Source organism: Paraprevotella xylaniphila YIT 11841, assembly GCF_900683745.1.
GTDB lineage: Bacteria > Bacteroidota > Bacteroidia > Bacteroidales > Bacteroidaceae > Paraprevotella > Paraprevotella xylaniphila.
In genome coordinates, this window is the sequence record NZ_LR215980.1 from 75,193 (window position 1) to 87,601 (window position 12,409).

The window sequence follows — 12,409 nt, forward strand, 5'->3', positions numbered from 1 at the left end:
AAACAAAAGTGGTTTGCGGTATGAAAGACGATACGCTCAAGAAGTTGAAGATATTGGCTGAGTCGGCCAAATATGATGTGTCCTGCTCTTCGAGCGGCACGGTGAGGCGTAACGTGAAAGGCGGAGTGGGGAATACCGTGGGAGGCATAGGCATTTGTCATAGTTTTGCCGAGGACGGGCGTTGCATCTCCTTGCTGAAAGTCATGCTGACGAACTATTGTATTTACGATTGTGCTTATTGTATCAACCGCCGTACGAATGATATTCCCCGTGCCACACTCTCCGTATCGGAATTGGTAGACCTGACGATGGAGTTCTACAAAAGGAATTATATCGAGGGATTGTTCCTGAGTTCCGGTGTGGTGAGGAACCCCGATTATACGATGGAACGTTTGGTACGTGTGGTGAAAGACCTGCGTACGGTGCACCGTTTTAATGGGTATATCCATTTGAAAAGTATTCCGGGGGCCAGTCGTGAGTTGGTGGACGAGGCGGGTTTGTATGCAGACCGTATGAGTGTGAACATAGAGATTCCCCATGAAGCTTTGCTTAAATTGTTGGCACCGGAAAAGGACCATGAGAGCGTCTACCGCCCTATGGGATATATACAGCAGGGTGCACTGGAAAGTGCGGAGGAACGTAAGAAGCACCGGCATGCCCCGCGTTTCGTCCCGGCAGGACAAAGCACGCAAATGATTGTGGGGGCAACAGGGGAGTCCGACCGGGATATTTTGCACCTTTCGTCCGCATTATACGGTCGGCCTACCATGCGTCGCGTGTATTATTCCGGTTATGTGGCAGTGAATACGTACGACCCTCGCCTTCCGGCCTTGAAACAGCCACCGTTGGTCAGGGAAAACCGTTTGTATCAGGCAGACTGGTTGATGAGGTTCTATCAGTTCAAAGTGGAAGAGATTGTGGATGAAACGCATCCTGATTTGGATTTGGAGGTGGATCCGAAGTTGGCTTGGGCTCTTCGGCATCCCGAACAATTTCCCGTGGATGTGAACCGTGCGGAGTATGAACGGATTCTACGGGTGCCCGGTATTGGGGTAAAGTCGGCCCGTCTGATTGTCTGTTCGCGACGTTTCGGACGTTTGACGAGTTTTGATTTGAAGAAAATGGGATGCGTGATGAAGCGTGCCCAGTATTTCATAACCTGTGGGGAGTTGGAAGCCAAGGGAGTGAATGAGCTTTATCCCGAACGAGTCCGTTCTTTATTGGCGCAGTCGAAAAGCCGGAAGAAACAGAACGACGGGCAGTTGACGTTGCTGTTTAAGGAGGAACCTGCATGAGGAGTATGACAGAGGATAGTGTATTCGTGTACGACCGTACGTGGGACGGTTTGCTGACAGCGGTGTTCGATGCATTCTACCGTCACCAGTTTCCTGTGGCGATTATCGGAGAAAAGGATACGCCTCCTCTTTTTGCGGTCGTACATCGGGTGATAACGGACGAGGAAAAAGCCGGAAGAGTGTTTCGGGCATTGCAACGGAAACTTTCATCCGCTGCATTGGCTTGCCTGACGACCAGTCTTTTTTCCGAACTGCCGGATTTGGACTTACCTTTGTTTCGGTATGTATGCAAAGCCGTGAAGGCCGGGCAAAGCATTGAAACGAATTTTGCAGATCCGGATGTGCTTTTTGTGACGAATACCTATCGTAAGGTACGTTGTGAACGTCTTCGCATGATGCAATTCGTGCGCTTCCAGAAAACTGCCGACGGGACTTATTTTGCCATGATTGAGCCGGACTATGACGTGTTGCCTTTAATCGTTCCGCATTTTAGTGACCGTTTTTCGGAAGAATGTTGGCTGATTTACGACCGTCGCCGCCGGTATGGCTACTATCATGCCGGGCATAAGTCCGTACGTGTTACTTTTGAAGATGGAGCAGAGGTTTTCCGGTTGCCGGACGGACGCTTGAGCGAAGCGATGCGGGACGAGGATGAAATGTGGTATCAGGAGATGTGGCGGACATATTTCAAGGCCATTTGTATTAAGGAACGTTTGAATCCCCGTAAGCACCGGAAAGACATGCCGGTGCGTTACTGGAAGTATCTGACCGAAAAGCAAACTGGGGAAGAGGAAAAATAAGAGGAGAACGCGGGCACGTTCTCCTCTTTTAAAATGAGAAAAATCAGTGTGGTTAGGCGGTGATTTTTCTCATGGCGTTTAATGCTTGGATCGCTTTCTCTCCTGCTTTTTTGTCGCAAGTGGAAGGAGTTGTTTTTGCATCTTTGGTTTGAGTCGTATCCTTCTCCTCAATCATGGCTACTAAAGCTGCCGGTTTGGCCGGTTGAGCTTTTGTGCTGTCCGTCGTAACTGTGTCGTTCTGTGCTACTAATGCAGCCGGAGCGGATTTTGTGGAGTCGGTGGTTACCGTATCATTCATAGCTACGTACGCCAACATGGCGGTTAATTTGGCTTTGGTGCTGTCTGTGGTTACAGTATCGTTGGAAATGAGGGCAGCCAATGATTTCTGGCAACCTTTTGCAGGACAGTTTTTTGTAGTATCCGTTTTTACAGTATCGTTTGCTACGATGTTACCCTGTGCAAAAACACTTCCCATACTCATAGCCATCAAGGCTGTTGCAAATAACTTTTTCATAATGCTTTCTGTTTTATTTAATTGTTTGACTGTTTTATCTTGTCATCTGCCAAACTAATGGACAAGAGGTGTGCCAGAAAAAGAAAGATGATTGTAAAGTGTTGATTATAAACGACTTCTTTCCGCTTAAGATAGCATGAGGCTCAAAAGCATACGTGTGGAATGTGGGGATGAGTGGGGAAGAATTCCACACTATTATTGTGGAATGTCGTAGAGCTTGATTTTGTTGTAGAGGGTTTTGCGGTCTATGCCTAAAAGGCGTGCGGCACGCGCTTTGTTGTGGTGTGCCGTTTGCAGGGCCTGCAGGATACGTTCTTTCTCGGTATTTTTATCGTGTAAGGCGAAAGGAGTTGCTGCAGGGAGTTCTTCTTCGCCACAGTTTATGACATTGAACTCTCCCAAATCGGTCTTATGGATCAGGCGGTCTTGTGCTAGCAAAGTGGCGCGTTTCACCCGGTTTTTCAATTCGCGTAAATTACCGGGCCATGCGTAATTGAGCAACGCTTCCGAAGCCGGGGCGTCGAAACCTACGATATGCCTTTCCAGTTCCTTGTTGGCTTGGTCCAGAAAGAAGTTGGCAAATAAAAGGATGTCTTCACCCCGGTCTTTCAGGGAAGGCATGTGCAGGGTGAATTCGTTCAGGCGGTGGTAGAGGTCTTCACGGAATTCTCCACGGGAGATGGCCTGTTGCAAGTTCTCGTTGGTGGCACAGACAAGCCGGACATCCACTTCTATTTCCTGATTGGAACCCACCGGACGTATTTTGCGTTCCTGGATGGCCCGCAAGAGCTGTACTTGCACGTCGTAGCTCAGGTTGCCCACTTCGTCGAGAAACAGCGTGCCGCCGTTGGCTTCTACGAAAGCTCCGGTTTTGTCGGTTACGGCACCCGTAAATGAACCTTTCACGTGGCCGAAAAATTCGGAAGCCGCCAGTTCTTTGAGCATGGCTCCGCAGTCGATGGCTACAAAGGGTTTATCAGCCCTCTTGCTTAATTGGTGTATGCGGTGGGCCACATATTCTTTTCCGGTACCGCTGGCACCGTTGATGAGTACCGAAAGCGGTGTCGGAGCTACCAAAGCCACGTAATTGTAAAGTTGGCGTGCCGCCTCGCTTTTCCCTTCCAGGAATGCCGGGCGGGATTCGGTACCTGCTTGAACCTCTTCGGGAGCCGTATCTTTTTTGGAGCGGGTTGCAGAAGACGCGGACAAGGCATCCTTTATCTTGTCCAGAAGCATGGCCGGTTGCACTGGTTTGGCAATGTAGTCGCATGCCCCTTGTTTCATGGCGTTTACGGCATTCTGGACATCGGCATAGCTAGTCATGATGATAAAAGGAACGGCAAGGCCGTGTTTTTGCATCCAGTCAAGCAGGGAAAGGCCGTCGCCTTCCGGTAACCTCAGGTCCGACAGGATGAGGTCATACGACTGATGTTCCAATAACTTGTGCGCTTTGGATAAGTCTCCGGCTGTACTGGTTTGGAATCCTTGTTTGCCCAACCACGTTTTAAGCATGGTGGCAAACGTCAAGTCGTCTTCTACTATGAGAATGGCTGCCATGTGGTCTTTATCGGATTAAGTTGACGCAAAGATAATGCCTTTTGCAGTACGAAAGTATATGCGGGGCGGCTTTTTAAATGTTTTAATATTCATGCTGATGTGCAGGTCCACTGCCATTCTTTTCTTTCAGGGCACGGACGATGAGGTGGAAAGACTCGATGACTTCTTGTGCCGGGACGTTGTCCGTGTCGTCCCATACCTGTTCATCCCGTTGTTGTTCCAAAGTCCGTAATGCTTTGATGCAGGGAGCGCCCACAAGGGTGAAGGTAGGAAGCAATTTATGGGCTATCCTGCATATTTCGGCCTTATCCTTTTGTTCGTAAGCCTTTTTGAACGCTTTGGCATGCAGGAGGGTTTCTTGTAGGAAGGTATTCAGGATTTTCTGTGCGGCGTTCCGGTCGTCTCCGGCGAATTCAGTCAACGGTTCAAGGTCGATGGCGGGCGACGTTTGGGATGGCGCAACTTCGGGTTTCCCTGGTGCTTCTTTTACTTCTGGACAGGCTTCTCCGAGTGCCTTCCGGATGGCTTGAGCCAGGTCTTTTTGGTTAAATGGCTTGTAAAGGCAGGTGGCGAACCCGTGTTCCCTGAAAAACGCTTCTTGCATGTCGTTACGTGCCGTGATGGCCACCACAGGGAGTTGTGCGTGGGCGGGAGGATTCAGTGCTCGTACTTTCTTCAATAATTCGAAGCCGTTCATGGACGGCATTTGTATGTCTGTGAACAACAAATCGAAACGGCATTGTCCAACCCGGTGGAATACTTCTTCCGGCGTTCGGCAGGAAACAATCTCCCAATCCGCTTTTTCCGGTTGGATTTGCTGCAACATCGCTTGGGTCAGCTGCATTTGGATACGGTCGTCGTCAATCAGCAATATATGGAGAGGACGCTCTACGGATTCAAGGGTGGCAGGGGCTTCTGCGACAGGAACCTGTTTTTTGTGGGTGAGTTGCAAGGGGAGTGTGACAAAGAAGGAACTGCCTTTTCCGAGAGTACTTTCCAAATGGATTTCTCCTTGAAGGAGTTGTACAAGTTTCAGCGTGATGGATAGTCCCAAACCAACCCCTTCTTCCCCTTGTGCACTGCTCAGGCGGGTAAATTCCTTGAAAATCATTTGTTGTTCTTCCGCAGTCATTCCGCATCCTGTATCGCGTACGGTGATGCAAAGCAGGCGGCCGTGCATTTTGGCGCGAAGGAGGATATGCCCCTGCCGTGTGAATTTCAGGGCATTGCTTAACAGGTTGTCCGTAATCTGCCGGATGCGGAAAGCATCGCCGGTATAGGTCCGTCGGGTTTCGGGAGAGGTCTCGAATTGCAGTGCCAATCCTTTTTTCTCCGCCATGGGCAAGAAGCTTTGGGCTATGGTGCGTAAGAGTTCGTCCGGACTGAAGCTGACTGGGTGCAAATCCATTTTATGGGCTTCCAGTTTGTGATAGTCCAACAAAGAACCGACGAGGCTGAGCAGATGTTCGGACGAGCTGCGGATATTGTCCAAATAGTTTTTGGGGCGGTTTTCCCGGACGTAGGGGACCAGGAGTTCCGTGTACCCCATGATGGAACCTACCGGTGCCTTGATGTCATGTGTCACGGTCAGCATCAATTTCTCGCGGGAAACCAAGAGGTCTTCGGCTCTTTTCTTGGATTTTTCCAACTCGTGGCGGTAATGGTTGCTTTTGGTGATGTCACGCCATACGATGACGAAAAAGACAATGGCTAAAAGGATGGCAGCCGTGGCGATGAGTCCGGTCGTGAGGGCTGCCTGTTTCCGCACCATATAGGCTTTCCGGCTTTCTTCTTCCAACCGTTGCTGTTCTTCCTTCTCGATGCTTTCCAGGAGTTGCGTGACGCGGTTGTTAAGTTCGAGGCTCGTGTACCAAAGCCGTTCCGCTTGCGCGTTGATGCGTTGCCGCCGTCGGCTGTTATATTGTTTCATGCTGCTTTCTATGCTGTCCAGGATATGTGCAAGGGTGTCTCTTGCGTTGAATTCTTGATGGATGGTGTCCGTTTCCAAGATTTGCACGGTTTGTTTCACGGCGGTAGTGTCCGCTTCTGGTTTATGGAAAGCGGAAGCCAACCGTTGGAAGAAATTCTTTTTCGGTTCTTTCACCGTGTAGGATTTGTCTTTCTGTATGATTTGCCGGGTAATATGCGGCTTTTGGATGACGGTGTCCTGGCTTTTGACAAGTAGGCTGATTTGGTGTTGGTAAATCTGCGGGGCGGAGTTGTTCTCCAAAGTCAATACCAACCGTTTCATGTTTTCCTGTTTGCCGGTCAGCAAGGAAGACAGTGTGTCTAGCCGGGCCTTTTGCAGGGAATCGGTGAATAAAGTGTCCAATGCAGATATGGTCTGTTGTACGTTTGACATGGATTGCACGTATTTGCGGTATGCCTCCCAACGGCCGAAATGGACGGCCTGGCCGATGTTTTCCGTTTCATAAAGTTGGCTGACGAGTTGGTGGGTCACTTTCCGGCGTTCTGCCAACGTCTGTTCATTGCCGGACATTCGGGCCAGTGAGGAGGTTTGGTGGTAAATATAATAGATGGAACCCAACAGGAGACAAATCAATAAAAAGTATCCGCAGGCGATTTTGAAGGATGTATTTTGTTTCATAAGAGTAAGGCTGTGGCTGTTCATTCCTTTTGCAAAACTAAGAAAAACTTCCGAAAAGAGGGAAGAAGACGGCTTCAAAAGTCTTTTTGCCGCAAAAATCGTATTTTATTACGGGAATGTATGGTGCCCGGCAGGATGATGGCCCTTATCTTTGACATCATTTTGTATATGCAACTTAACCTTTTAGAACCGATGAATGTATTAAAAGTAAGGTCCGTGGCCTTGGCGATGTTTTGCGCATGCCTGTCCGTTCCTGTGGCCGGGCAGCTCAGACAGCAAAGTTTTTTGAGTGAGAAATGGGATTTCCGTCTGGATAGGGATGAGGCGGAAGACGTATGGGAGCAAGTGGACGTGCCCCACACATGGAATGCGAAAGACGGCACGTCACCCGATTATTACAGGGGCGACGGCACGTACCGTTACACCTTGTCCGTTTCGTCCGCGATGATGAAAAAACGTATCTTTTTGCGTTTCGAGGCGGCGAGCCAAAAGGCGGAAGTGAAACTCAACGGACAGGAGGTAGGAGAACATGTGGGAGGTTTCAATGCCTTTTGTTTTGAAATCACACCCTACGTGCATGCCGGCGAGAACCTGTTGGAGGTCGCCGTGTCCAACCGTAAGGAGTTGAACATCGCTCCGTTGGAGGGGGACTTCACCGTCTTTGGCGGCATCTACCGGCCTGTCTCGCTCCTGCTGTTGCCCAAGGCTTGCATTACGCCTTTGGATTATGCTTCTTCCGGGGTATATGTCAGTCAACAGGTCAGCGAGCGACGTGCGGACTTGTCGGTAGTCACTAAAGTGGACAACGGACTGAAACGGGTGAAAGAATTGTCCGTGAAGGCGGACGTGTTTGATGCCGCCGGTAAACTGGTGGCGACATCCACAACCTCCCAAGCCGTGGAAGGACAGGCACGGCTCGATTTTACGAATCGGCTGAAAGTGGACAATCCCATGTTGTGGGACGGGCGTAAATCACCTTACCTGTACCGTGTCTTTGTGGAGCTGAGTCGTGGCAAGGAAGTGTTGGACACTTTGTCGCAGTATGTCGGCCTGAGATCTTTCCGTGTGGACGCTGAAAAAGGTTTCATCCTGAACGGGAAGCCTTATAAGATAAAAGGAGTGAACCGCCATCAGGACCGTCCGGACAAGGGGTGGGCCATCTCTTCGGCCGACCACCGGGAGGACATGTCACTCATTAAAGAGATTGGTGCCAATGGCATCCGGCTAGCACATTATCCGCATTCGGACGAGTTTTACACTTTGTGTGACCGCGAGGGCATGTGGGTTTGGGCCGAGATTCCTTTGGTCGGCAAAGCCTTGGACACCCCGGAATTCACGGAGAACATGAAAACGGAGTTGACGGAACTCATCCGGCAGAATTTCAACCACCCTTCCATCTTCTGTTGGAGCTTGTCGAACGAACTGTCCAAGGGCGATGTGAAAGGATTAATTTCGGAACTCAATGACGTGGCGCACCGCGAAGACCCGGGAAGGCTGACCGTATTGGCCTCCAATGTGGAGGGTCGGCCGGAAAACACCGTGCCCGACCTTTTGGCGTTCAACACTTATCCCGGTTGGTATTGGGCGGAACCGTCGGAAATGAAACCCACTTTGGAGCGTTGGAACCGTAAAGGTGGCAGAAAAGGCATCGCCGTGAGCGAGTACGGGGCGGGAGCCAACGTGTGGCACCATTGGCAGACGGGGAAGAAGACCCCGAAAGCCGACGGCGTGTTCCATCCCGAAGAATGGCAGGCCACGGTGCACGAACAGACTTACGATGCCATCAAGCGCTGCGGTTTCGCGTGGGGTTCTTTCGTCTGGAACATGTTCGATTTTGCCAGTGCGTCGCGCAACGAGGGTGATATGCCGGGGATGAATGACAAAGGTTTGGTCTCTTACGACCGTAAGATACGGAAGGACGCTTTCTACTTTTATCAGTCGGAATGGTCGGAAGAGCCGGTGGTACATATCACCAGCCGGAGGGACGTGGCCCGTCGGGATTCTTTGACGGATGTCAAAGTATATACGAATTGCGAAACCGTCCGCCTGAAAGTGAACGGGAAGGATTGCGGCAGTCCGGAGCGCGACGGAAGCGTTTGCATCTGGAGGAAGGTAGGTTTGAAGCACGGGGAGAACCAAGTGGAGGCTTTCGGGAATCGGGATGGACAGGAGTTCTCAGACCGTTGCAAATGGGTGCTTTTTTGAGTGCGATGAGGCTTCCGTCAGGTAAATGTTATTTACGGCAGAAAGCCTGAAACCGTTGTGCTGAGATTTGAAAATCGTTCTCAGCACAACGGAAAATCGTTCTGCGCCAAATGATTTTTTATTTGGCGCAGAACGATTCTTCTGATATAAGTAATTGAAAACCAGTATTAATGTGGAAAATATTATATCTTCCTTGTTTTTTACATTTTATTCCATTAGAACCGTAAGGTTGTGAGTCAGTGCAGCAGGTCCTTGAAAGCATGGCCGAAAATCACGTAGCTTGTGTTGTCGGCGATGGTGCCTTCGTTCTGCCCCCAGAGGAATGGCCAATCGTCGTAATTCTCGAAATGGTCGGGTTGCCGGAACAGTACGCCGGGAGCCATGTTGCCTGGGATGAAGGAGAAATCTGCCCGGTTGTTGCCATAGAAGACGGCTTTGGGGCGAGTGGCTCCGACGGTGGCCACGAAAGAATAATTGTGGTAAGGGTGGCAACCGTAAAGCCAGTTGGCCACTTTGAAAGCATAGCTGTTGTCGATGATGTCGGGGAAGTATTTGTTGGCGAAGCAGGCCGAGATACCGAAATCGACAATTCCCCTGTTTCCGGCCCAGTTCCCCCGGCCGATGGGCACTCCGTAAGGATTCTCCTCGTCTTGGCTGTCGAGGTATTCTTTGTATTTCTTAACATAAGGTCGGAGCTTTTCTTTGTAAGACGCGTCCATGTAGGGGATGGCTTCCAAGGCCGTCATGATGTTGCGGTTGGAGTTGTGTTCCAGTGCCATCCAGATTCCTTGCGTGAAGTTATCCAAGTATTGTTTTTCGCCGGTAGAGGCGTATAATTGCAGGTTTGTGGCCATGTCGCCGCCGACATTCTGCCTTTTGTCCTTTTGTGATCCTTCCGACATGAGTTCCGTGGCTTCTTTCAATAGTCTTTTGGATTGCTTCAAGGTTCTTTCCGACAAGTCGTCATTGTATCCTTTTAGGGCGCGGCTTGCGGCAGCAAACATGGTGGCCGCCCTGAAGTCCATGCGTGGGTTGCGGCTTGTGAAGGCCCACATGTCGTCCGGTGTGCCACTCGATTTCCCGTCAGCCGATTTTTCGTAGGGAGCCAGGCGGGGGTCGTAGTGCAATCCGTCGGTGATGCTTGCGGCATCTCCTAAATGGTGGTAGTTGTCCAACACGGAGTTGGAGAGTGTCTGCGACATGTGTCCGATGTTCTCGGCCTGTGCCAAGAGGTTCAACACCCCGTGCTCGATGTACTGGATGATGTCTGGTATGCTGTCCGGACGATGGAGGTCCACGTAGCGTTGCTGTTCGCTGACGAACGTTTCGTCACGCAACGGCTTGAAAAGTTCCCATGTCCTGACCAGGTTCTGGACGACGTTGATGTTGGCACCCGTTTCGATGTCAAAGTCACCGGCATCGAAGTACCCCCCTACGTTCAGTCCCGGAATCAGTTCTAATGCCTTATAGCGAGTGTCGGTGGTAGCTCCCTGCCAGTGCATGTCGAAATGGTCGGTGTGGGGCGGTGCCTGCAGGTATCCTTCTTTGAAAGGCTCGCCGTGCCAGACCCGGTAACCTTCGTTGACGGTCATGTGGTTCATGTGTATGGGAATCCATACATCGGTGGTAGCGTCCGTGATGTGGTCGTACACGTTTGGGCTTATGGTGAAGTTGTTGGTCTTTTCGTTGCCGTATTGGATGTAATAGATTCCCGGTTCCTGCACTTCGGAGAAGTCGAACTTGATGTAATTGTATTTGTAATAAGGCCCCCATACGGCAGTTTTCCCTTTGAATACTTCGGCTTCCGTCCCGTCTGCTTTCACTTGCCAGATGGATGCCTGGGGGATGACTTTGTCGTTCTTGTCCAATTCGATGACGGCCTCCTTGGGCTGTGAAGGCAAGTAGCCCACTTGGGAGAAACCGATGTTGGGCTTTCTTATCCATCCTTCGACGGCGTTCGGTTCCACTGTCCATGTCAGCACCTTTCCCGTCTTGCCGGCTGGCAGGATGCTACGGACCACGAACCAACCGTTCTGTGCCAACATGCGCCCGTCGTAGAGGTACAGGCAAGAGTCTGATGTGATTTTCACCATGCGTTCGGGGGTATCGGGTGCGAGTATCATGGTGTGGCCGGAAGATAGGGGCAAGGGTTCCACGAATTGGCCAGTCCCACGGTCGTCGTATGTCTTGTATCCCTTGAACTGCTTTACTTTCTCGGCATTGGGGCGGCAGACAGTGTTGCTCACTGCGTAGCGTGGGAAACGGTCGGGATGCCCGTCCATGAGATAAGCCTTGCCCCAATATTGAGACGGGAGGAACTCAAGGTTTAAGCCGGCATCGCCCTCCAGTTCGTGGGGTAGGGGTTTGTCCAGGTAGACGGATATCTCAACTGCTTTTCCTTTTCCCGTGACCACGACACGCGAATCGAAGTCGTAATCTTCGTAGCGCAGGCCTACTTCAATCAAATTGTCCTCTGCGTTTACTTTCCGTGATGTGGTAGTGGGCACCAAATCCCATTGTTCAGGAGTGTTGGAGAGCCTTATGGCACCGCCTTGTGCAGTGCGTACGCCGTGGTGGATGAGTTCGATGCCGGAGTTCTTTTCGTCGTTGAAGCCTCCGGTGAATTGGTTGCTGTAAACGAGGACATTGACACCTTGGGTCTCGAAGTACTCAAGTTCATTCAGCCTCAAATTCGGGCCACTCACGTGGCTGCAAGCCGTAATCCATAGCACATGGAATGCCAATAATGCTTTTCTCATTTTGTTTTTAGGTATTAAGGTGGATTTGTGTTTCTTTATAAAATAGCGGAAACATGCCACGCTATTTGGGATAAAGATAGTATTTAGAACAATCAATGCCTTGTTCTTATGAGAAGATTTATGCTTTTTTTATTCTTTCTGAAGGGAATTTCCGTTTGGAAAGGAGGATGCAAAAAAGTTCCACCCCGGAATGCTTACTGCATTCCGGGGTGGAACATATTCATATCCGTTCGCTATAAGTGCGTGCAGGATAGGGTTATTCCAACACCACCAGGTCCTTGCCTTCCATGACTGATTCGCCTGGCGTGACACAGATTTCCGAGACCCGTCCGGCACGGTCGGACGTGATGTTGTTTTCCATCTTCATGGCATCCAGGATAACCACCGTGTCGCCGCGCTTGATTTCGTCGCCCGGTTTCACCTTCACGTCTACTATCACACCCGGAAGCGGGGCTTTCACGCCGTACTTCTTGGGTTTGTCAATTACGGCGGGCACTCCGGCGGGTTTCACTACTACGGGATGATGTGCCGGCTTTTCCGGTTCCGGCATCTTCACCGTGTAGCTTTCGCCGTTCACCGTAACGGTGGCCACATAGTTCTCGATTCCTTCCACGGCCACTTCATAATCGTTGCCGTTGATGTTATATTTGTATGTCTTCATTTGCTATTGT

At 50.6% G+C, this 12,409-nt stretch carries 8 protein-coding genes; 3 read left to right on the forward strand and 5 right to left on the reverse strand.

The window, feature by feature from the left end; translation table 11 throughout:
- Positions 1 to 20: 20 nt before the first annotated feature.
- On the forward strand, positions 21 to 1,295 hold the full coding sequence (locus E0E47_RS00415) for a putative DNA modification/repair radical SAM protein (protein ID WP_130892547.1): 1,275 nt from the start codon (positions 21 to 23) through the stop codon (positions 1,293 to 1,295).
- A complete protein-coding gene (locus E0E47_RS00420) occupies positions 1,292 to 2,095 on the forward strand; it encodes a TIGR03915 family putative DNA repair protein (RefSeq protein WP_130892548.1) in 804 nt (267 codons plus the stop codon). The genes E0E47_RS00415 and E0E47_RS00420 overlap by 4 nt, the downstream gene beginning before the upstream one ends.
- A gap of 52 nt (positions 2,096 to 2,147) precedes the next feature.
- Here the strand turns inward: E0E47_RS00420 and E0E47_RS00425 are convergent, their stop codons facing one another.
- The 3 genes from E0E47_RS00425 to E0E47_RS00435 all read right to left on the reverse strand — a co-directional run bounded on the left by E0E47_RS00425 (position 2,148) and on the right by E0E47_RS00435 (position 6,774).
- Positions 2,148 to 2,609, reverse strand: coding sequence for a hypothetical protein (locus tag E0E47_RS00425; protein ID WP_008625982.1), 462 nt, complete (start codon positions 2,607 to 2,609; stop codon positions 2,148 to 2,150).
- Positions 2,610 to 2,804: 195 nt separating this feature from the next.
- Complete coding sequence (locus E0E47_RS00430; protein WP_130892549.1) at positions 2,805 to 4,166, reverse strand: sigma-54-dependent transcriptional regulator; 1,362 nt, start codon at positions 4,164 to 4,166, stop codon at positions 2,805 to 2,807.
- Between the two features lie 82 nt (positions 4,167 to 4,248).
- A complete protein-coding gene (locus E0E47_RS00435; protein WP_232038274.1) occupies positions 4,249 to 6,774 on the reverse strand; it encodes an ATP-binding response regulator in 2,526 nt (841 codons plus the stop codon).
- 192 nt (positions 6,775 to 6,966) lie between these two features.
- On the opposite strand from E0E47_RS00435, the gene E0E47_RS00445 reads away from it, so the two are divergent.
- Positions 6,967 to 8,979 carry a glycoside hydrolase family 2 protein gene (locus E0E47_RS00445; RefSeq protein ID WP_130892551.1) on the forward strand — a complete coding sequence of 671 codons (2,013 nt, stop codon included), beginning with the start codon at positions 6,967 to 6,969 and terminating at the stop codon, positions 8,977 to 8,979.
- A gap of 236 nt (positions 8,980 to 9,215) precedes the next feature.
- Here E0E47_RS00445 and E0E47_RS00450 read toward each other — a convergent pair whose 3' ends face one another.
- A complete protein-coding gene (locus E0E47_RS00450) occupies positions 9,216 to 11,738 on the reverse strand; it encodes a cellulase N-terminal Ig-like domain-containing protein (protein ID WP_130892552.1) in 2,523 nt (840 codons plus the stop codon).
- 256 nt (positions 11,739 to 11,994) lie between these two features.
- Complete coding sequence (locus tag E0E47_RS00455) at positions 11,995 to 12,399, reverse strand: biotin/lipoyl-containing protein (protein WP_008625957.1); 405 nt, start codon at positions 12,397 to 12,399, stop codon at positions 11,995 to 11,997.
- Between the last annotated feature and the right edge of the window lie 10 nt (positions 12,400 to 12,409).